The following is a 21,111-nucleotide window of genomic DNA, read 5'->3' on the forward strand; positions in this document are numbered from 1 at the left end:
CAGTTATCCTATGGATAGCTGCTTATTCATTTTTGTTGCAAGTACTAATGTATATGTTGATTATGCCCAGGTGAAGGTGCAGGAGTATGATCTGGGAATGTCGCGAATACGGCAACGATAATTACTACACTAATTGAAAGGAATAACAAAAAACGCTGTTGGATAAAAGTAGAAAAGTTCTCCGATAACAATTGAATCACACAGGACATAGTAATCGTTATAGTAAGTAAAAGGCTAATGAACAATATACTATGAGCTTGTTGAGCGTTTAACATTTCTGTAATCATTGCTCCCATCATACTTGCCATTAATCCAGAGAACATTCCTTCTAAAGCAGTATATAGGTGAAAACGTAGACCCACTAAAAAACCGATAAAACCACTAATTAAAATAGCAAGTAAAGTAGAATATAGTAATTCCCCCTTAAAGAGAATGAATGCCTAAGTAAAAACCAATACTTAAACCGATACTCATACTAAAAGACATAATAAATACCATATACTCCATTAGGGTACCCTTACGTTTAGAAATATTGGATGCAATAAGAATTGAGGTACAGCAAAGTGTTAGGGCAGTTAACGTATAAGCAAACATTATGATACCTCCTTGTCCTATCGTTCATTTCATCATATGTGTACTTATGATAATTTATATCTGCACAATTTCATAGATGTAAGCAAAGGAACGCTTGATTTTTTAGGGCGTCTTTTTTAATTGTAAGCATGTGAAAGAAATTGTTATATTATGAGTTTCTATTGTGAAGCCATAAAGAATAAGCGTATAATATTATAGGTCTCCCATTTGCGAGACAAACCGCGAATGATAAATAAGATTGTTGTTTTATCATCGCTTCTAAACATATAGACAATGAAAGTAACACTGGAATACAGATAGGGAGTTATAAAATGAAATTAATTATTGCCGAGAAACCAGATCAAGGGTTGGCTCTTGTTTCACAGTTTAAATATCGCCGGAAAGATGGATATTTAGAGGTAGAAGCGAATGAGTTATTTCCAAATGGAGCGTACTGTACATGGGCAATTGGTCATTTGACGCAGTTATGTAATCCAGAGCATTATCACGCAGAGTGGAAAAAATGGTCACTTAATACATTACCGATGATTCCAGAGCGTTTTCAATTTGAAGTAACAAAGTCAAAGTATAAGCAATTTAACGTTGTGAAACAGCTGTTACATAATCCACAGGTAACAGAAATTATTCACGCAGGCGATGCTGGGCGTGAAGGGGAACTAATCGTACGAAATATTATTAATCTTTGTAACGTGCAAAAGCCGATGAAGCGTCTATGGATTTCGTCTTTAACGAAGCAAGCTATTTATCAAGGGTTTAAAAATTTACTTGACGAATCAGATACAATTAATACGTATTACGAAGCATACACAAGATCTTGTGCTGACTGGGTTGTTGGTATGAATGCATCACGTGTGTTTAGTATTTTGCTAAAGAAAAAAGGAATGAATGATGTATTTTCTGCTGGTCGTGTCCAAACACCAACGTTAGCATTGATTGTAAAGCGTGAGAAAGAAATTGAAAACTTTAAGTCAGAGCCTTTCTGGGAAGTGTTTGCAACCTTTAATATAGAAGGAAAGAAATATGACGGGAAATGGGAGAAGGATAATGAATCCCGCTTAAAAGACCCTGATATGGCGAATAAAATTGCGGCATTTTGCCAAGGGAAACCGGCTGTTGTGAAGGAAATGAAAACGGAGCGTAAAGAGTTTCAGCCGCCGCTTTTATTCAACTTATCATCACTGCAAGCAACGGCAAATAAAGCCTTTAAGTTTTCACCGAAAAAGACGCTTGATATAACGCAAGCACTCTATCAAAAAGGGATTGTTTCTTATCCACGTTCAGATTCTAACTATGTTACTCAAGGAGAAGCAGCGACGTTCCCTGATATTTTACAGAAGTTAAGTCAGTTTGATGAATATAAAGGTTTATTACCGGCTCCGGTTGAATCCATTATGAACAATAAGCGTTATGTAAATGAAAAGAAAGTAACAGATCACTACGCGATTATTCCGACAGAGCAAGTTACAAACCCAAGCAGACTATCAGGTGATGAAAAGAAAATATACGATATGATCGTAAGAAGGCTTATTGCAGCTCATTATGAAGTTGCAATCTTTGACTATACAACGATTGTAACGCTTGTAGATGAACGTGCTGAATTCATTTCAAAAGGAAAACAGCAAATTCAAGAAGGTTGGCGTAAAGTTATTTTCCAAGACGATAAAGATGACGAAACCATTCTTCCAATTGTAGCTGAAGGTGAAGAAGGAAAAGTTGTAAAGGTGAAAGTGAAAGAAGGAAAAACACAGCCACCGAAGCGTTATACAGAAGGACAACTTATTACGTTAATGAAAACAGCTGGTAAGTATTTAGAGAATGAAGAGCTAGAGAAGGTATTGAAGAAAACAGAAGGTTTAGGTACGGAAGCGACCCGCGCAGGGATTATTACGATGCTGAAAGACCGTAAATATATAGATGTAAAGAAAAACCAAGTGTATGCGACTGATAAAGGAAAAGTATTAATTACCGCAATTGGTGACAAAATACTAGCTTCACCGGAAATGACTGCGAAATGGGAACAACGTCTTGCGGAAATTGGTGAAGGTACAGCTTCACCAGCAACTTTTATGGAACAGACGAAAAAGCTATCAGCTAAAATTATTGAAGACGCAGTGGAAATGTCTGAGAAGTGGGATTTCACGGGACTACATGTTGAATCGATTGAACGAAAAGGATCGAAATTTACAACGGGTAAAAAGGTTGGTAGCTGTAAAAAATGTGATGGCGATGTAATTGATAAGTCAACGTTTTACGGTTGTTCTAACTATAATACAACGCAATGTGATTTCACCATTTCAAAGAAGATATTAAGTAAAACAATTTCGCAAAAGAATATGACAAAGCTCTTAAAAGGTGAAAAGACTGATTTAATTAAAGGCTTTAAAAAGGGCGAGAAAACGTTTGATGCGAAATTAGAGTGGAAAGATAATAAGATTAATTTTGTATTTGAGAATTAATTTGTTAAAAGAGCATGACATAAAATTGTCATGCTCTTTTGTTTTTCTTTGATATAAAATTTAACGATAAAAAAAATCCTTTAAATAATAATTTTTTATTGTAAAACGATAAATTTTGTATTAAAATCAAAATCATAATAAATGAGTGAGGTGCTTTTGTTAAAAGGTAACAACCTTATTTTAAAATTAGAGGAGGTATAACTATGAACAGTAACAATTTGATTGTTAAAAATATGGATAACCCCCATGAGTTGGAGAAGATGTATAGAAAAGATCCGAAAGCTTTTAAAAAAGCATTCTCACAAGCATGGGACCAAAACCCTGATTCTCAAATTCTAGGTGCTTGGTATGAAAGGTTGCATTTCAAGGAGAAAGTAAATAAAGAAAAAACATCTTTGTTTCAAAAAGGTTTCTTATTCATGGGCCTTTTAGCTATTCTGGCCGGCATAAGCACCAGGATCATTTTCCACTTTGTTGAGCAGGAAGCAATTGCTCCAATAAACTTGGCTTTTGGTGTAATTCCCTTTATTGCTGCTTATTTTGTTTACAATAATAAGCCGAAAAAAAGTATTATTTATTCCCTTATAGCGTTATTCCTAGTTTCCGGGGTGTATCTTAATACGTTGCCAATAAATTATAAAGACAGTACCATGCTTGCTTATTTACATCTTCCTATATTTTTATGGGTCTTAGTAGGGCTTGCGTTTACAGGAAATGAATATTCAAAAGGCAGTACAAGATTAGCCTATATTAAATTTAATTTAGAATATTGTCTTCTCTACGGGAGCATGGCAGTGAGCGGAATGATACTAGCGGTATTCACCATGCGTTTATTTAGCTTTGTTGACTTAGATATAGGAGAGTTCTATTTTAGTAATGTTGTTTTATTTGGAGCAGCCGCTCTCGCTATTGTGACTGCATACTTAGTATCAATGAATCTTAAGCTTGCTAAAAATATTACACCATACATATCTAAAATTTTTAGTCCTCTCGTCCTGATCACCTTGCTTATCTATCTTATAACGGTAATTTGGGTCGGGAAAAATCCATTCTTGGATCGCAATTTCCTAATGGCCTTCAACGGAATACTGCTTGGTGTATTGGCTGTTACTATATTTTCTATCGTTGAGAGTGACTCGGACGAGAAAAAGAACATTTCAGATTATATAAATTTTTCCTTAATTGTTTTGGCACTTATTATTGATACTGTTGCATTGTCAGCCATCGTATTTAGACTTTCTTCTTACGGGATTACACCTAATAGACTAGCTGTTTTAGGTGTAAACATACTGATCTGGGCAAATCTAATTTGGATTATGTTTTCCTATATGCGTTTCTTGCAAAATAAATCAGGACCAAAAGCTATCCAAGATGCCGTTACGAAGTATTTGCCAATATACGGACTTTGGGCAGCTTTCGTTATATTTACGTTTCCTATCATTTTTAATTAGAAAGGATCTGTTAATGTAACGAAAAGTTAATTCTCTATAACATATAACATTTTTAGAGCCCATCGATTTATAATGGATATTATTACGTTTGTAGTTTCGGTAATTTCATTTGTATTGATAAATAAGAAGTAAGTGTTGTATGTAATCTTTCCATAATAAAAAACGTCCCAAAATGGGACGTTTTTTATTATGCATATTGCCGTTTTTTCTTAATAAGCAACAAAACTTGTGACACACAAGCTAGTACCGGTAACTCAATCAATGGTCCAATAACGAGTGCAAGTGCGATAAGAGGTTCGTCTGGAAAAGCGGTCACAGCGATAGCGAGTGCAACAGGTGAGTTTCTTGCTAACGTTGTTAAGCTTAGACTTACTGTATCTTTGTAAGATAAATGCATCATGCGCCCGATAAATTGTCCTAGTAAAAAATTAATGATGAAGAACAATAGAACAGGAACGAGTAATAATAAAACAACATTCATATTTTGTAGTAAATATTTACCTTGTGATGCAAACATCGCTACTATTGCTAAACTTAAAAATACAATTTGAGCAGAGCTGAAAAACGGAATGAGTTTATTCTCGAGAGGTTCAGCTTTTTTCATTTTATTCATAATGAACTTTGTAGCGTGTGCAAGTATAAATGGTAAGACGATTACGATAACAATACTTTCTACTAAAACAGAAACCGCTACAGTTTTCATGACACCAGCAAATAAAAATAAATAAATGGGAAGGAGCAGTACTTGCAAAATTAAATTTACAGGTAAAATTGCAGTAGAAAGTGCTACATTACCTTTCGCTATTTCAGTAAAGATTAAGTACCAATCTGTACATGGAGTAATCATTAACATTATAAATCCAACCCAAAGTGCTGGATGATCGGAAAGAAATAGTGCCCCTAACCCCCAAGCGAGTAAAGGTGTCCATAAGAAGTTAATAGTAAGACTTGTTCCAGCAAATTTTAAATTGCGAAATCCGTTTTTTATTTGTTTTAATGGGATGCTGAGGAATAATCCATATAGCATGAAGAATAAGAAGGGGACAATAAATTTGTCTGAATACGTATGTATCATATTAAATTGTCCGAGTACGATGCCGCATGTAACAGCAAAAAGAATAATAAAAGTTTGAATCTTTTCTATAGTGCTCATGAATAAATCCTTTCTATATATGAATTTTCCTCTCTAAGTTTATTATACAAGTAATAAAGATGTATTTGGTGTTCAATTGTATCTCGCTTAATATTTTTAAGTCGAGATTTTATTTTTCATTAAAAGTTACTTGACTAAAGTAAGTGACTATATTACAATCACTTACATAAGGTAATTAAATAACAAAAAGTTGCAATGGCGTAACTTAAGGTATCTATTGGAACTTTTTCTTAGAATAAGAATTTTTATGATGATGAATAATGAATATGAAAAGAAAGATTAGGTGAAGAAAATGGGACTATTTAGCTCATTATTTGGTAAAAAAGAAGAAAATACGACTGTAGAGGGGAATAAAAAAATGTCGAAAGTATTATTTGTAAAAGCAAACGATCGTCCAGCGGAGCAAGCAGTTAGTTCAAAAATGTATGAAACATTTGTAAGTACTTATAAAGAAGCAAATCCAAATACAGAAATTACGGAATTAGATTTATTTGCATTAGATCTTCCTTATTACGGAAATATTGCGATTTCAGGTGGATATAAACGTAGCCAAGGTATGGAGTTAACAGCTGAAGAAGAGAAGGCAGTTGCTACAGTAGATCAATATTTAAATCAATTTTTAGAAGCTGATAAGGTTGTATTTGCATTCCCATTATGGAACTTTACAGTACCAGCACCATTAATCACATATATTTCATACTTATCTCAAGCTGGAAAAACGTTTAAATATACAGCAAATGGCCCAGAAGGTTTAGTTGGTGGTAAGAAAGTAGTTGTGTTAGGTGCTCGTGGTTCAGATTACTCTTCAGAGCAAATGGCTCCTATGGAAATGGCAGTTAATTACGTAACAACTGTACTTGGATTCTGGGGAATTACAAATCCAGAGACAGTTGTAATTGAAGGACACAATCAATATCCAGATCGTTCACAACAAATTGTTGAAGAAGGTCTAGAAAACGTTAAAAAAGTAGCAGCAAAATTTTAATTCATAATAGTAAATGGAAAAACCAACATGGATGACTATGTTGGTTTTTTAGTCTATTTTTCATGTTAAAAAATGTATATTTATAAAATAAAAGAAAAGTTCGAAAATAGTATTGCAAAATATTATATAGCAAACTATAATGAATTCAAGAATAGTTGATACTTAAATTAAATATTCAGAAAATTCAATTAGTTAAAATTGGAAAATGAGATAAGGAAACTTGAATGGGGGTTATATTATGGCGAATAAAGTACCGTTTTCGTTCATAGTAGTTATTGGATTAATGTTATTTGCACTATTTTTTGGAGCGGGAAATTTAATTTTTCCAGCGATGCTTGGTCAATCAGCTGGAGAGAATGTATGGATTGCTAACGCTGGATTTTTAGTAACTGGTGTTGGATTACCATTACTAGGTGTACTAGCATTTGGTTTTTCAGGTAAAGATGATTTGCAGTCGTTAGCTAGTCGTGCTCACCCAGTGTTTGGGATTGTGTTTACAACAGTTTTATACTTAGCGATTGGTCCGTTATTTGCAATACCAAGAACAGGAAATGTTTCTTATGAAATTGGTCTTAAGCCGTTTATGCCAGAAGGAGTAGGTTCTACACCTTTAATTCTTTTCACAATTATATTCTTTAGTATCACTTGTTTTTTTTCGCTAAATCCCGCGAAAATTGTCGATATTGTTGGAAAAATCTTAACGCCAATTAAGTTGACTTTCATCGGTATTTTAGTAATCGTTGCTTTTATACATCCGATTGGAGATATGCAAGCACCAGTGGAAGCTTATACATCACATGCATTCTTTAAAGGATTCCAAGAAGGATACTTAACGATGGATACGCTAGCATCATTTGTATTCGGGATTATCATTATCAATGCTATTAAAGAAAAAGGTGCGAAAACGAAAACACAAATTATGGTCGTTTGTGCAAAAGCGACAATTATTGCAGCATCTATTTTAGCAATTATCTATACAGCACTTTCTTATATGGGTGCTTCAAGTGTTGCAAAGCTTGGACATTTAGAGAACGGCGGAGAAGTATTAGCGAAAGTTTCTAACTACTATTTCGGATCATATGGCGGAGTATTATTAGGATTAATGATTACAGTAGCTTGTTTAACAACTAGTGTGGGACTTGTATCAGCATGTTCTTCATTCTTCCATAAGTTATTCCCAAATGTTCCTTACAAAGCAATTGCAATTACGCTATGTGTATTTAGTGCAATTGTTGCAAACGTAGGATTAACACAATTGATCGCAGTTTCTGTTCCAGTATTAACAGCAATTTATCCACTAGCAATCGTATTGATTTTCTTAACATTCTTCCATTCATTATTTAAAGGAAGAGCTGAAGTTTATCAAGTAAGCTTAATCGTAACATTTATCATCAGCTTATTTGATGGATTAAGTGCAGCTGGAGTTAACATTGAAGTAGTAAGCCAAGTGTTCACTAAATTCCTTCCGATGCAGGAAGTAGGATTAGGCTGGATCTTCCCAGCGATTATCGGTGGATTTATCGGATATGGCATTAGCATTTTAAAAGTGAAAAACCAAGTTCAACCAGCAACTAGAGCGGATAAGAAAATAGGTTAAATAAAAAAAGTTATAGACTTGTTTCTATAGCTTTTTTTGTTACTATTAATAATGAGAAAAAATAAAGTAGTAGGGGAAATAAAATGAAAAAAACAATTGATCATATCGGAATCGCAGTTCGAGATATAGATAGTACGATACGTTTTTATGAAAATGTGTTACTAGGAACTTTAATAGATCGTTACGTAAGTGAAGCTCCTGGTGTGGAAAGCGAAGTAGCCATTCTTGAAGTGGATGGAGATAGAATAGAATTACTTGCACCGACGAATAATACGACATCTCCAATTGCCCGTTTTATTAAACAAAAAGGTAAAGGTGTTCATCACGTTGCGTATCGAGTAGATGATTTAGATGTGGCTTTAGAGGAATTGAAAGAACAAGGAATTCGAACGTTAGAGCATACACTTCGGATTAATAAGCACGGTAGAAGATTAATATATCTTAACCCAGCGGATACAGAAGGAACGATTATCGAGTATTGTGATTATCCGGAAGAGAAATAGAAGAAGGATATTTTTAAAAAGGTGTTACGTTATTACGTAACACCTTTTTATTTATGCATTTCACATTTTCTTCACAAATGATTCACGATAACTTTTCTTCTTTGATAACTTACATAAATATATTTTATGATATAATAACAATCGACTTTAAAAATGTAAGTTGTATCTATAGTGATAGTTACTATTATATTAGAAGCTTAGAGGTGGAAGAGAAATAAGAGTTATACTTTATAGAAGTTTATATTTAATCAGGTTAATATTTCGCCCGAGAATCAAACTTCGGAAGTTAAAGTAATGAAAATAGAGCGATGAGGAAGAAAGAAGTGAAATGAGTGTGAAAGTAATGAGAAGATTAGGGACATGGTTATTACTTGTGTGTGTGCTTATCATATTGATACCGCAAAGTGCATCTGCTCATGCGTACGTTGTGAAATCAAACCCTACTGAAAATGAAACATTGAAGAAAGCACCATCTGTTGTAAAAATCGAATTCGATGAGGACATACAAGTTTCAAGTTTTAATACATTGTACGTGAGAGATACATCAGGTAAAAGGGTCGATTTAAAAGATGCTCATATTGATAAAAAAAATAAAAAGCTATTAGAAGCTGGATTAAAAGACAATCTCAAAAATGGTCTTTACTCTATTCAGTGGAAAGCTATTTCAGCTGATGGACATCCAATTCAAGGAGTTATCCCGTTCCGGGTTGGATTAGCGGAAGCGGAAACAGACGATATACAAGTGGAAGAGATGGGTTACGTCCCACAAATCGATATGATTATGGAACGTGGAATTTTATATACAAGTTTCTCACTATTTATAGGAGTGCTATTCTTTAATCTTATTATGTATAAAGGCAATGCAACCTCGGTTCGATTAAGGAGTAAGAACATAATATGGATCTCTTTATTTGGGATATTGATTAGCTTGTTATTCAATCTACCACTGCAAGCGAAAATAAATGCTGATGTTTCATGGCTAGAAGCATTCAATCCTTTACTATTAAAAGAAACATTACAGCTTTCTGTTTTTGGTTATGTATGGATTACTCAAATGGTTCTCATTAGTACGCTTATAATTGTTACGTATTTTGCGGTGAAGCATGAGAAGTTTTCGTCGTTTAAAGTATGGAGTATTCCAATACTATTGTTTATAGGGTTACTTGTTATGAAGGCCTTTAATAGTCACGCATACGGTTTAAAGTTTAAAGACATTGCTGTCGTTATGGATTTTCTACATTTATTAGCAGCTTCATTATGGGTTGGTGGTTTATCATCTATTATTCTTCTTTTACGTAAAGAGGATAACAAGTGGCATATGTATTGGGATATGATTAAGCGTTTTTCACCGTGGGCAACAGGTGCTGTCATCGTGATTTTAATAACAGGCCTTTTTAACAGTACATTTTTTATTCCAACAATCCACTCGTTATTTGATACGAAGTATGGATTGGCTTTATTAACAAAGATACTTTTATTCATTTTCATGGGGATATTGGGAATTATTCATTATATGAAAGGGAGAATGCGAGCGCAGCAAGGATTAGGAGCTACGGTGAAAGTAGAGTTTGTCATTGGAATTATCATTTTCGTAATCGTAGCTTTTATGACAAATGTACAAACACCACCGATGCCTCCTACTGGACCATTTACAGAGAGTAAGCAATTAGATAATGGATATGAACTTACGCTAAATGTAAGTCCGAATAAGGTAGGACAAAATAAATTCCATATTACACTAAAGGATGAAAAGGGACAGCCTATTACTGATATGGAACAAATGATATTGACGACTCAATCATTAGATATGAACATGGGAAAAGGTTCATTTAAAGTTTCAGTAGTTTCACCAGGAGAATATGAAGCAGAAGGTATGTATATTAACATGACAGGAAACTGGAATATACATGTTCATGGATTAACAAAATCTCTTGATAGTTTCGATACAGATTTTAAATTTATTGTCGGTGGCAGATAAAAAGAAGCTATGTATGAAAAGGAGCTAATAGAAAATGAAACATATAAAAAAATTAGGAACAACAATGATCGCAACAATTATTGCAATGGGAATTTTTTCGTTACCTGTTAGTGCGCACGTCACTGTAAAACCAGCAACTTCTGACGTTGGTTCTTGGGAGACTTATACGATAAAAGTACCAGTTGAAAAAAATGTAGCAACAACAAAAGTTACACTGAAAATACCGTCTGGAGTAGAGTTCCAGCAGTATGAACCAGTGCCAGGATGGAAAGTTGAGGAGCAAAAAGATACAGCCGGAAAAGTTAAAACTGTAGTATGGGAAGCAACAGGAGAAGGGATTTTACCCGGTCAGTTCCAGCGATTTACTTTCGTCGCTAAAAATCCGGATAAAGAGCAAAAAATAGCTTGGGACGCATATCAACAATATAAAGATGGAGAAATTGTTGAATGGACAGGCGATGAAAAAGCTGAAAAACCGCATTCACTTACTATAATTGCAAAAGATACGTCATTAACAGGAGAACATGGTGAAGTGTCTAGTGTAGAAAAGAATGAAGGTACTAGTAATATGCAATTGATAGCAATTGTCTTATCTATTTTTGCGATAGTATCGTCGGTAAGTGCGTGTGTTTTTGTAGTACGTCGTAAAAAGTAAGACGTAAGAAAGAGCCTACAAACAGTAGGCTCTTTCTTACGTTTATTTCAATTCAACTTGCTGCCTTACAGCAAGTGTTTTCGGTTTTATATTTACAAAACAAATACTCACAACAATAAATAATAGTCCGATGAATAAGCTAATGGTAATAGCCTCATGTAAGAAAATTGAACTTACAATAATAGCTATTAGTGGAATGAGGAATGTATAAGCCCCAACTTTACTTGCTTCACCAGCTCCAACAAGTGTGAAGTATGCAAGCCACCCCATTGCAATAACAAAGAATGAAATAAAGAGAAGTACGCTAACAAATGGCATACTCCAAGCGATACTAGACCAGCTTTCAAACTCTGAACCAAATCCAATTAAGCAAAGACCACCAATAATAAGCTGAAGTGTTACCATCCAAATGGCATTAACACGGTGACCAGTCTTTTTAATGAATACTGTGCCAAGTGCCCAGCCAATAGCGCATCCTAACGCGAGAAGGATTCCAATAATAGAAATATGTCCTGTTAAACTGCTTGAGCTAATAACGCCTACACCAATAAATCCGAGAACAAGCCCGAAAATTTTCAAGCCGTACATTGATTCTTCAAGCCATATCCACGAGAAAATACCGAGTAAAACTGGTTGTAGAAATACAATGGCGGAAAATAACCCAGCAGGCATATATTGAAGGCCGACAGTTTGTAATCCGTAAAATATAATGATGTTAAGTAAGGAAGAAATAACGTATAAATGCCACGTTTCTTTTAAATGTAACTCTTTGTATTTCGGTAATGCGAACAGAAGTAAAATGAATCCTCCAATTAAAGTTCGAACGCCTGCAAATAAAACAGGTGGTGTATAATGCAGGGCAAACTTTGATAAAGGCCAATTGATTCCCCACATGAAAACGAGAAAGGTAAGGATGATGGCCGTCTTAGTTCGAGAAAGCTGTTTCACTGAAAGACCTCCTTGTTGTTATTCATTTCACTATGATATGATATCGACTGTAATAAATAAAATGAATCTTTTTTATAAGGAGTATAAGTGATTAGTTATGACCATTACACAACTGCAAGTATTAATAAAAACTGTTGAGTTAGGTAGTTTTACGAAGGCCGCCAGGGTATTAAATATGACGCAGCCAGCTGTTAGTCATGCGATTTCAAGTATTGAGTCAGAGTTAGGCGTTACTATTCTTATACGTGATAAACGAAAAGGGCTCCTCGTTACGGATGTAGGAAACAGGATTCTTGTACATATTAGAGAGATTTTGAACGGTGTAGAGAAGATTGAACAAGAAGTTGCGATGGAGAAAGGACACGAAGTTGGGACGATTCGAATTGGTAGTTTTCCGAGTGCTTCTGCACATTTCTTACCCAAAATGATAAACCTTTTTAAGGAGAAGTATCCGAGCTTAGAAGTAGTTCTTTGTGAAGGAACGATTAAAGAAGTTGAAGATTGGTTAGTATCGAGGGTTATTGATATAGGAATTGTTATTTTGCCTAATAAAGATATGGAGATTGTTCCATTAACGAAGGGGAAAATGGTTGCTATCTTAAGAGAGGATCATCCTCTCTGTAAGAAGGACTCTATTACAATTAGTGATTTAGAGAATGAACCGATCATATTATGTAAGGGCGGATACGAACCACCTATTATTGATATGTTTAAACAAGCAAACGTACCACTTCGGGCTGAGTATGTAATTTCGACAGTTACTACAGCTTTAAATATGATTCAAGAAGGATTAGGCATTGCAATATTAGCTGAATTATCTTTAACGAATTTACCAAAAAATGTGCAAACGAGAGAATTGGAACCACAAGTATGGAGAGAAATTGCTTTAGCTGTTCCTTCATTAAAGGATTCTTCAATCGCTGTGCAGCTATTTATTGAAGAATTTCAATCGCTATTTGCAGAATAAAAAGAGGTGTCTCATATATCATAATGGGACACTTTTTAATTTACTTATAAAAAATCTATGAAAAGGATTGACTTATTTTTTAGTTGTAACTATAATGATTACATCGAGGTGGTGATTACGATGAAAATTAGTAGCCGCTTTTCCATAGCTGTTCATATTTTATCTATTTTGAAAAACAATCCATCTTCACTTTGTACTTCAGACTATATGGCTGAGAGTGTCAATACAAATCCAGTAGTCATTCGTAAAATCATGTCGTACTTGAAACAAGCTGGCTTTGTTTACGTAAATCGTGGACCGGGTGGCGCGGGATTACTAAAGGATTTACATGAAATCACATTGTTAGATGTGTATCATGCAGTGAACGTAGTCGAAGAAGACAAGCTATTTCATATTCACGAGCAACCGAATCCAGATTGTCCAATTGGGGCGAATATTCAAGCGGTGTTAGAAATTATTTTAATTCAAGCACAATCCGCGATGGAAGAAGTTTTGAGAAATATTACGATGGGGCAGTTGTTTGAAACTTTGCAAGAAAAAATGAATGCTTAAATAATATTTATATTTTTTTATCATTAATGTAACTGATTTGATTACAACTATAAAGGTAAGGTGTAAAAGTTATGACTGTAAAAATGAAAGTATACTCAGATTTTATATGTCCGTTTTGTTTTTTAGCAAAAGGTCCATTAGATGAGGTAGCGAAAGAGAAAGATGTAGAGATTGAATGGATGCCATTTGAATTACGTCCAAGTCCATATTCAAAAATAGATCCATGGAATGAACCAGAAAAATTAGGTTCATGGGATGCTTTCATTCTTCCGACAGCGAAGAAGTTAGGAATTGATATGCGCTTGCCACGTGTTTCACCACATCCATATACACATTTAGCTTTCGAAGGATGTCAATTTGCGAAAGAACGTGGACTAGGTAATGAGTATCATCACCGCGTATTCACAGCATTTTTCCAAGAAGAGCAAAACATTGAAGATATTGATGTGTTAACAAAATTAGCGGTAGAAGTAGGACTTCCTGAGGCGGAATTTAAAGATGCTTTAGTAACTCGTAAATATAAAGAAAAGCATCAAGAAGCAATTCAACACGCATATGATGAAGCGAATATTATGGCTGTTCCAACTGTCATGATTGGAGATGAAGTCATTCAAGGGCTTGCTAGTAAAGAAACACTAGAAAGGGTCATTGATAAAGAAATTGAAAAGGATAAAACAAATTCATTTGAAGGTATGCAATGTAATACCGATGGATATTGCTAATTCGCTTGTTATGAAATAACAAAATAAATTATAAAACAAACATTTGGAGGAATTAAAATGTCAGCAACTACAACAAACTTAAAAGAAGCAATCGTGAACCGCCGTTCAATTCGTAAAGTAGCAAAAAACGATGCAATTACGAAAGAAAGAATTGAAGAAGTGTTAAAAACAGCTTTACACGCACCAACATCTTTCAATATGCAAAGTGGTCGTATGGTTGTATTAATGGATGGAGAGCATGAAAAGTTTTGGGATATCGTTAAAGAAACATTAAGAGCCCGTGTACCAGCAGAAAACTTTGAAGCGACTGTAGAAAGACTAAAAGGTTTTCATGCAGGTGTAGGAACAGTTCTATTCTTTGAAGATCAAGCAACTGTAGAAAAAATGCAAGAAAATGCACCATTATATAAAGATCAGTTCCCATTCTGGTCTCATCAAGGAAATGCGATGTTACAACATACTGTGTGGATGCTATTATCTGCTGAAGGAATTGGGGCGTCATTACAACATTACAACCCAATCGTAGATGCTGAAGTGAAAGAAACTTGGAACATTCCGGCAGAGTGGAGCTTAGTAGGTCAAATGCCATTTGGTGAACCAAACGAACAACCAGCAGAAAGAACGTTCTTGCCTACTGAAGATGTAGTGAAATTTTATTAAGAAATACAATATGTAACGAGAAGGAAGCTGTGCTTAAAAACAGCTTCCTTTTTTGTAGTGGTGTTAATTTATGCGCATTTAGGGAAGAAATATAAGAAATAATACGGTGAGAAGGGAATTAGAAAAATGAATGATGAGAAAAAATATACAGTGGTAGGTACTGATGTTGAGGAAGTAAAGCGTTTAAATAAAAATTCAGGATTAACGTATAATCAAGTGAAAGAAATGTTAGCAAAGCAAATGCAAAAAAAGAAGTAATTAGATTGAAATCTTTCATTTTTTCATTTAGCATTTTGATTGGAGAGAGTTAAGTAAAAGGTAACTCTCTTTTTTGTATAGCTAAGCATCTTATAGAGTGGAGGAAGCAACATGAAGAAATGGGTAAAGGTAACGCTGTCTATCACTGGAGGCATTGTCTTATTAGCGTGTGCCGGTGGATATTACGTGTATAAAAATTATTTTCCAAAGGAACCTGAGCGTATTGTATATGATAAAGAAAGAGTGCTACAACCGATACATAATCAGCTTAAAGGAATCAATATAGAAAATGTAAAGATAAAAGAAAAAGAAGTCGTAAATGCGACTGTAGATGAGCTTCAAAAAATGATTGATGATGGAAAGTTGTCATATGAAGAATTAACGAGTATTTATCTCTTTAGAATACAAGAACATGATCAAAATGGAATAACATTAAATTCTGTTACAGAGATAAATCCTAATGCGATGGAAGAAGCAAGAAAGTTAGATCAAGAGCGGGGTAGAAACAAAAATTCGAATTTATATGGTATTCCTGTCGTTGTAAAAGATAATGTACAGACGGAAAAAGTGATGCCGACTAGTGCAGGAACTTATGTATTAAAAGATTGGATTGCAGATCAAGACGCAACAATTGTGAAGCAGTTGAAAGAAGAAGGAGCATTTGTTTTAGGAAAAGCGAATATGTCTGAGTGGGCGAACTATTTATCTTTTACAATGCCAAGCGGGTATAGCGGGAAGAAAGGACAAAATTTAAACCCGTACGGTCCGATTACATTCGATACTTCAGGATCAAGTTCAGGATCTGCTACAGTAGTTGCAGCAGATTTTGCGCCGCTTGCAATTGGAACAGAAACGACGGGATCGATTGTTGCACCAGCGGCGCAGCAATCAGTAGTTGGGTTACGTCCATCTTTAGGTATGGTAAGTAGAACAGGAATTATTCCATTAGCTGAAACTCTTGATACAGCAGGACCTATAGCAAGAACAGTAAAAGATGCAGCAACGTTATTTAATGCAATGATAGGTTATGACGAAAAAGATGTTATGACAGAAAAAATGAAAGATAAAGAAAGAATTGATTATACAAAGGATTTATCAATAGATGGATTAAAAGGGAAAAAGATAGGGCTTCTTTTTTCTGTAGACCAACAAGATGAAAATAGAAAAGTAGTAGCAGAAAAAATTAGAAAAGACCTTCAAGATGCAGGTGCGATATTAACGGATAATATCCAGTTAAGTACTGAGGGTGTAGATAATTTGCAAACATTAGAATATGAGTTCAAGCATAATGTAAACGACTATCTTTCACAGCAAAAGAATGTACCGGTAAAATCGTTAGAAGAGATTATAGCGTTTAATAAAAAGGATAGTAAAAGGCGAATAAAATACGGACAAACATTAATTGAAGGGTCTGAAAAATCTGTTATAACGAAAGAAGAGTTTGAAAACGTAGTGCAAACGAGTCAAGAAAATGCAAGAAAAGAGCTAGATAGGTATTTAGTAGAAAAAGGTTTGGATGCTCTAGTTATGATTAATAACGATGAAGTTCTTCTATCAGCTGTAGCTGGTTATCCGGAATTAGCGGTTCCTGCTGGATATGATAAAAATGGAGAACCAATCGGTGTAGTGCTTGTAGGGAAACAGTTTGGTGAAAAAGAGCTTTTCAATATTGGATATGCGTATGAACAGCAGTCTAAAAATAGAAAATTACCTAGTTTATAAAAGATTATATGAAAAATAACTGGAATCCACCGAAATATGTTGGTGGATTCCAGTTAAACGAATCTAACAATATGAAAAGAAAAAAAGGATTCTTCTCAATTAGTAAGAAAGATTGTCTATAGGAGTTCATAAAATGTAATATATTCAATTTCCATCCATTGAAGGGGGAGGTTAATTCTTAATGAATGAAGTAAAGAGTTTTTTTCGAAGTAGAGGGTTTCAACGGTTTCTCGTTTTAATAATAGTAGCGCTTGTATTATACGCATTAAAAAGTATGATTAATTTAATATTAATTACGTTTATACTGACGTTTTTAATGGATCGATTTCAACGTTTTATTTCAAGAAAATTGAAAGTAAACCGGAAAATTGTTATTGCATGTTTATATATAATACTAGTTTCCTTTATAGGCACAACGTTATATAAATATTTACCTGTGCTGACGATACAAATTTCACAATTAATTTATCAGTTTAAACTATTTTTTCAAAATCCACCTGATAATGAAATCGTTAAATATGCACTTTCGACAATTAATGGGATGGAAGTATCAAAATATATAGAACAAGGTGTGGATGTCATCTATCAATCGATAGCAAATATAGGGAAGGTAAGTTTACAAATATTATTATCTCTAATTTTAAGCTTATTTTTCTTATTAGAAAAAGAGCGTATTATTACATTTACATCTAAGTTTAAAGATAGTAAGTTAAAAATCTTTTATGAGGAAATTGCATATTTTGGTGAAAGATTTGCAAGATCGTTCGGCAAAGTAATTGAGGCTCAGTTTTTAATTGCCGTTGTAAATTGTATTCTTACTGTCATTGCATTAATCGTTTTAGGATTTCCACAGCTACTTGTATTAGCTGTTATGATTTTCTTACTAGGGTTGATTCCTGTTGCAGGTGTGATTATTTCTTTGTTTCCACTTTGTATCATTGCTTACAACGTAGGCGGAGTTATGTACGTAGTATACATACTCGTATTCATAACAGTAATCCATGCTCTTGAAAGTTATTTTTTAAATCCGAAGTTTATGTCTGCAAAAACAAATTTACCAATATTCTACACATTTATGATTCTTATCTTCTCAGAGCATTTCCTCGGAATATGGGGGCTTATTATCGGGATACCAATCTTTATCTTTTTATTAGATGTACTTGATATAAATAATGAGGATGAGACTAAAAAATAAGAAATGATAGAAAATCACTAAAAAGTCATAGGAGATAATGAAAATAAAAAAGCAATCCAAAATAAATTGGATTGCTTTTTTATTTTCATTAAAGAACCGGAGCCATTGTTTCTTTCAATACTTGAACAGAGTGGTCGAATTTTAATTCTTCATCTTCACTTAATTCAACCTCTAAAATTTCACGAACACCGCCGCGATTTAAAACAGCAGGTACCCCGATATAAACATCTTTTTGACCGTATTGACCTTCTAAGTAAGCTGATACAGTTAATACACTATTTTCGTCGTTTAAAATTGCTTTTGTAACACGTAGAAGTGACATACCGATACCATAATAAGTTGCGCCTTTACGCTCAATAATATGGTAAGCTGCATCACGGACGTTTATGAAAATTTTGTCTAAATCTTCTTGATTATACGTGTTGTCTTTTTCAAGCAATGTTTGTAGTTTTTGGATACCAACGGAAACATGGCTCCAAACTGGAAGTTCAGTATCGCCGTGTTCTCCGATAATATAAGCGTGAATGTTGTGTGGACCAATATTGAAGTACTCACCTAACATATAGCGGAAACGAGCAGAATCAAGCGTTGTACCAGAACCGATTACACGTTCTTTCGGTAAACCAGATTCTTTCCAAGTTACGTAAGTTAAAATATCTACAGGGTTTGTTGCGATTAAGAAGATGCCATCAAATCCGCTATCCATAATACTGCGAACGATTTGTTTAAAGATTTTGGCGTTTTTCTCAACTAAATCTAAACGTGTTTCGCCTGGCTTTTGTGGTAATCCAGCTGTAATAACTACAAGGTCAGCATCTTTACAATCTTCGTAGCTGCCTTTCCATACTCTAGTTGGAGCTGGTGCGAATGGAACAGCATGACTTAAATCCATTGCTTCTCCTTCAGCTTTTGCCTCATTTACATCGACTAAAACAAATTCTTCAGCTACGGCTTGGTTAATCATGCAGTAAGCATAACTACATCCAACTGCTCCTGTTCCTACTAATACAACACGGTTAATACCTTTTTTCATTTCAAAATTCCTCGCAATTTCATTGGTTTTGTTATGTAAGATAATACGTCTTACTTCTATAGAGTCATATCTAGTTTATTACATTTTATAAAAGATATTCAAGTATTTGAAAATGTATCCGTGCAAATCCGCGAACAAAACATAGGAATTCAGTGAACCGAATATAATTCAGTAAAATCCTTTGTAAAAGGGGAAATGGCATGGGGAACCCATTAGCAATGGAAGAAATGCTTCATATTATTCATGCAGGGCTTGTTAAAAAGAATAACTCAAAACGGATTACGATTGCAGGTGCAGGGATTTCTGGATTAGTTGCAGGTTCTTTATTAAAAGAGGCTGGGCACGAAGTAACGATTATAGAAGCAAATAACAGAATAGGTGGCAGGGTGTATACGATTCGGGAACCATTTAGTGTGGGTTTATATTTTAATGCGGGACCGATGAGAATCCCTGACACCCATAAGTTAACCTTAGCGTATATTCATAAATTTAAACTACCTTTAAACCTTTTTATAAATAAAACTTTTGCAGATATCATTTATACGAATAACATTCAAACGAGATTGAATGTGTTTGAAAATGATCCAAGTGTACTTGAATATCCGATTTTGGATAAAGAAAGAGGAAAAACGGCAGAAGAGCTAATGATTGAAGTATTAGAACCAATACTAAATTATATTAAGAAGGATCCTGATAAAAACTGGCTTATCGTTGAAAAAAAGTATAAAACGTATTCGCTTGGTTCATTTTTAATGGAGTATTATTCAGATGGTGCAATAGATATGATTGGGGTACTTCTTGATATGGAAGCTTATATGGGAATGTCCTTAATTGAAGTATTACGTGAAATGATTTTCTTTACTTCAACAACGAAATATTATGAAATAACTGGTGGAATGGATAAGTTATCGAATGCATTCTTACCACAATTAAGGGAACATATTTTAATGCAGTATAAGGTTGATAAAATTATACAAGAAGATAATAAAGTAATGTTACAAGGAAATCATGAACAAACGTTAGAGCAATTTACAATAACAAGTGATTTTGCTATTATTACAATTCCATTTTCAGCGTTAAGATTTGTAGAAGTTCAGCCATACTATTTATTCTCTTATTTTAAAAAAAGAGCAATTCGTGAATTAAATTATATTGCTGCAACTAAAATTGCAATAGAGTTTAAAAGTAGATTTTGGGAGAAAGCGGGACAGTGTGGCGGTAAATCTATTACTGATTTACCGATACGGTTTACATACTATCCGAGTTATGGCATTCATACTCCAGGACCAGCTATCGTTATAGCAAGTTATACGTGGGCAGATGAGGCGTTAACATGGGATAGTCTCCCGCAAAGAGATCGTATTCGTTACGCATTAAAAAATTTAGCGGAAATATACGGTGACATCGTCTATAGTGAGTTTGTCACTGGAACATCTTTTAGCTGGAGTAAAAATCCGTATTCTTGCGGTGCATTTACAGCTTTCGAACCAGGCCAAGAGCTCGAGTTATTTCCGTATATTACACCACCATCTGGAAAAGTACACTTTGCAGGAGAGCATACGACATTAACACATGGGTGGATGCAAGGGGCAATTGAGTCTGGAGTTAGAGTTGCATATGAAGTAAATGAACAGTGAATCTCTTATATTTACAAATGGTCATTCTTTTAATAAAATAATAAG

At 34.3% G+C, this 21,111-nt stretch carries 18 protein-coding genes and 1 pseudogene; 15 read left to right on the top strand and 4 right to left on the bottom strand.

Annotated features, from left to right (window positions below):
• Positions 1 to 44: 44 nt before the first annotated feature.
• Positions 45 to 594: pseudogene (locus MHB52_RS09845) on the bottom strand (hypothetical protein).
• Positions 595 to 905: 311 nt separating this feature from the next.
• Here MHB52_RS09845 and topB point away from each other — a divergent pair.
• Together topB and MHB52_RS09855 are read left to right on the top strand one after the other, a co-directional pair.
• Positions 906 to 3,050 carry a DNA topoisomerase III gene (gene topB / locus MHB52_RS09850; protein WP_000766771.1) on the top strand — a complete coding sequence of 715 codons (2,145 nt, stop codon included), beginning with the start codon at positions 906 to 908 and terminating at the stop codon, positions 3,048 to 3,050.
• Positions 3,051 to 3,253: 203 nt separating this feature from the next.
• Positions 3,254 to 4,501: a DUF4153 domain-containing protein gene (locus MHB52_RS09855; protein ID WP_061664475.1), complete on the top strand. Its 1,248-nt coding sequence runs from the start codon at positions 3,254 to 3,256 to the stop codon at positions 4,499 to 4,501.
• Positions 4,502 to 4,688: 187 nt separating this feature from the next.
• Here the strand turns inward: MHB52_RS09855 and MHB52_RS09860 are convergent, their stop codons facing one another.
• Positions 4,689 to 5,654 (bottom strand): arsenic resistance protein, encoded by a 966-nt coding sequence (locus MHB52_RS09860; RefSeq protein ID WP_061664474.1) that lies wholly within the window; start codon positions 5,652 to 5,654, stop codon positions 4,689 to 4,691.
• A gap of 292 nt (positions 5,655 to 5,946) precedes the next feature.
• On the opposite strand from MHB52_RS09860, the gene MHB52_RS09865 reads away from it, so the two are divergent.
• The 5 genes from MHB52_RS09865 (at position 5,947) to MHB52_RS09885 (ending at position 11,372) form a co-directional block, all read left to right on the top strand.
• The gene (locus tag MHB52_RS09865) at positions 5,947 to 6,639 is read left to right on the top strand and encodes an FMN-dependent NADH-azoreductase (protein WP_000522529.1); all 693 of its coding nucleotides are present in this window, start codon (positions 5,947 to 5,949) and stop codon (positions 6,637 to 6,639) included.
• A 238-nt stretch (positions 6,640 to 6,877) separates the two neighbouring features.
• A complete protein-coding gene (gene brnQ, locus MHB52_RS09870) occupies positions 6,878 to 8,236 on the top strand; it encodes a branched-chain amino acid transport system II carrier protein (RefSeq protein WP_001284783.1) in 1,359 nt (452 codons plus the stop codon).
• Between the two features lie 83 nt (positions 8,237 to 8,319).
• On the top strand, positions 8,320 to 8,739 hold the full coding sequence (locus MHB52_RS09875) for a VOC family protein (protein WP_000750850.1): 420 nt from the start codon (positions 8,320 to 8,322) through the stop codon (positions 8,737 to 8,739).
• A gap of 328 nt (positions 8,740 to 9,067) precedes the next feature.
• Positions 9,068 to 10,717, top strand: a complete 1,650-nt coding sequence (locus MHB52_RS09880; RefSeq protein ID WP_000114334.1) for a copper resistance CopC/CopD family protein — start codon at positions 9,068 to 9,070, stop codon at positions 10,715 to 10,717.
• Positions 10,718 to 10,751: 34 nt separating this feature from the next.
• Positions 10,752 to 11,372 carry a YcnI family copper-binding membrane protein gene (locus tag MHB52_RS09885; protein ID WP_000680511.1) on the top strand — a complete coding sequence of 207 codons (621 nt, stop codon included), beginning with the start codon at positions 10,752 to 10,754 and terminating at the stop codon, positions 11,370 to 11,372.
• 42 nt (positions 11,373 to 11,414) lie between these two features.
• On the opposite strand, the gene MHB52_RS09890 is transcribed toward MHB52_RS09885, so the two are convergent.
• Positions 11,415 to 12,320: a DMT family transporter gene (locus tag MHB52_RS09890; protein ID WP_000811703.1), complete on the bottom strand. Its 906-nt coding sequence runs from the start codon at positions 12,318 to 12,320 to the stop codon at positions 11,415 to 11,417.
• Positions 12,321 to 12,417: 97 nt separating this feature from the next.
• Here MHB52_RS09890 and MHB52_RS09895 point away from each other — a divergent pair, with 97 nt between their 5' ends.
• From MHB52_RS09895 to MHB52_RS09925, 7 genes are all read left to right on the top strand, one after another.
• Positions 12,418 to 13,287: a LysR family transcriptional regulator gene (locus MHB52_RS09895; RefSeq protein WP_016117598.1), complete on the top strand. Its 870-nt coding sequence runs from the start codon at positions 12,418 to 12,420 to the stop codon at positions 13,285 to 13,287.
• Between the two features lie 120 nt (positions 13,288 to 13,407).
• Positions 13,408 to 13,839: an Rrf2 family transcriptional regulator gene (locus MHB52_RS09900; RefSeq protein ID WP_000704073.1), complete on the top strand. Its 432-nt coding sequence runs from the start codon at positions 13,408 to 13,410 to the stop codon at positions 13,837 to 13,839.
• Positions 13,840 to 13,910: 71 nt separating this feature from the next.
• Positions 13,911 to 14,561, top strand: coding sequence for a DsbA family oxidoreductase (locus MHB52_RS09905; protein WP_000216673.1), 651 nt, complete (start codon positions 13,911 to 13,913; stop codon positions 14,559 to 14,561).
• 57 nt (positions 14,562 to 14,618) lie between these two features.
• A complete protein-coding gene (locus MHB52_RS09910) occupies positions 14,619 to 15,221 on the top strand; it encodes a nitroreductase family protein (RefSeq protein ID WP_001277011.1) in 603 nt (200 codons plus the stop codon).
• Positions 15,222 to 15,347: 126 nt separating this feature from the next.
• Positions 15,348 to 15,479 carry a hypothetical protein gene (locus MHB52_RS09915; RefSeq protein WP_000997344.1) on the top strand — a complete coding sequence of 44 codons (132 nt, stop codon included), beginning with the start codon at positions 15,348 to 15,350 and terminating at the stop codon, positions 15,477 to 15,479.
• Between the two features lie 111 nt (positions 15,480 to 15,590).
• Complete coding sequence (locus tag MHB52_RS09920; protein ID WP_000759468.1) at positions 15,591 to 17,201, top strand: amidase family protein; 1,611 nt, start codon at positions 15,591 to 15,593, stop codon at positions 17,199 to 17,201.
• A 181-nt stretch (positions 17,202 to 17,382) separates the two neighbouring features.
• Positions 17,383 to 18,396, top strand: coding sequence for an AI-2E family transporter (locus MHB52_RS09925; protein WP_001006598.1), 1,014 nt, complete (start codon positions 17,383 to 17,385; stop codon positions 18,394 to 18,396).
• Between the two features lie 88 nt (positions 18,397 to 18,484).
• On the opposite strand, the gene MHB52_RS09930 is transcribed toward MHB52_RS09925, so the two are convergent.
• The gene (locus tag MHB52_RS09930; RefSeq protein ID WP_000715326.1) at positions 18,485 to 19,429 is read right to left on the bottom strand and encodes an L-lactate dehydrogenase; all 945 of its coding nucleotides are present in this window, start codon (positions 19,427 to 19,429) and stop codon (positions 18,485 to 18,487) included.
• 200 nt (positions 19,430 to 19,629) lie between these two features.
• Here MHB52_RS09930 and MHB52_RS09935 point away from each other — a divergent pair, with 200 nt between their 5' ends.
• Positions 19,630 to 21,066 (top strand): flavin monoamine oxidase family protein, encoded by a 1,437-nt coding sequence (locus tag MHB52_RS09935; protein WP_000528013.1) that lies wholly within the window; start codon positions 19,630 to 19,632, stop codon positions 21,064 to 21,066.
• The last annotated feature ends 45 nt before the right edge of the window (positions 21,067 to 21,111 follow it).

The sequence above is a fragment of the Bacillus sp. FSL K6-0073 genome (genome assembly GCF_038006085.1).
Classification (GTDB): Bacteria; Bacillota; Bacilli; order Bacillales; family Bacillaceae_G; genus Bacillus_A; species Bacillus_A cereus.

What these genes read in the sequence shown, in the direction of transcription:
- MHB52_RS09935 (WP_000528013.1), top strand. Translation starts at nt 19,630, where the DNA reads ATGGGGAACCCATTAGCAATGGAAGAAATGCTTCATATTATTCATGCA.
- MHB52_RS09885 (WP_000680511.1), top strand. Translation starts at nt 10,752, where the DNA reads ATGAAACATATAAAAAAATTAGGAACAACAATGATCGCAACAATTATT.
- MHB52_RS09925 (WP_001006598.1), top strand. Translation starts at nt 17,383, where the DNA reads ATGAATGAAGTAAAGAGTTTTTTTCGAAGTAGAGGGTTTCAACGGTTT.
- MHB52_RS09855 (WP_061664475.1), top strand. Translation starts at nt 3,254, where the DNA reads ATGAACAGTAACAATTTGATTGTTAAAAATATGGATAACCCCCATGAG.
- MHB52_RS09905 (WP_000216673.1), top strand. Translation starts at nt 13,911, where the DNA reads ATGACTGTAAAAATGAAAGTATACTCAGATTTTATATGTCCGTTTTGT.
- MHB52_RS09895 (WP_016117598.1), top strand. Translation starts at nt 12,418, where the DNA reads ATGACCATTACACAACTGCAAGTATTAATAAAAACTGTTGAGTTAGGT.
- MHB52_RS09910 (WP_001277011.1), top strand. Translation starts at nt 14,619, where the DNA reads ATGTCAGCAACTACAACAAACTTAAAAGAAGCAATCGTGAACCGCCGT.
- MHB52_RS09880 (WP_000114334.1), top strand. Translation starts at nt 9,068, where the DNA reads ATGAGTGTGAAAGTAATGAGAAGATTAGGGACATGGTTATTACTTGTG.
- MHB52_RS09860 (WP_061664474.1), bottom strand. Translation starts at nt 5,654, where the DNA reads ATGAGCACTATAGAAAAGATTCAAACTTTTATTATTCTTTTTGCTGTT.
- MHB52_RS09865 (WP_000522529.1), top strand. Translation starts at nt 5,947, where the DNA reads ATGGGACTATTTAGCTCATTATTTGGTAAAAAAGAAGAAAATACGACT.
- brnQ (WP_001284783.1), top strand. Translation starts at nt 6,878, where the DNA reads ATGGCGAATAAAGTACCGTTTTCGTTCATAGTAGTTATTGGATTAATG.
- MHB52_RS09875 (WP_000750850.1), top strand. Translation starts at nt 8,320, where the DNA reads ATGAAAAAAACAATTGATCATATCGGAATCGCAGTTCGAGATATAGAT.
- MHB52_RS09900 (WP_000704073.1), top strand. Translation starts at nt 13,408, where the DNA reads ATGAAAATTAGTAGCCGCTTTTCCATAGCTGTTCATATTTTATCTATT.
- MHB52_RS09930 (WP_000715326.1), bottom strand. Translation starts at nt 19,429, where the DNA reads ATGAAAAAAGGTATTAACCGTGTTGTATTAGTAGGAACAGGAGCAGTT.
- topB (WP_000766771.1), top strand. Translation starts at nt 906, where the DNA reads ATGAAATTAATTATTGCCGAGAAACCAGATCAAGGGTTGGCTCTTGTT.
- MHB52_RS09915 (WP_000997344.1), top strand. Translation starts at nt 15,348, where the DNA reads ATGAATGATGAGAAAAAATATACAGTGGTAGGTACTGATGTTGAGGAA.
- MHB52_RS09920 (WP_000759468.1), top strand. Translation starts at nt 15,591, where the DNA reads ATGAAGAAATGGGTAAAGGTAACGCTGTCTATCACTGGAGGCATTGTC.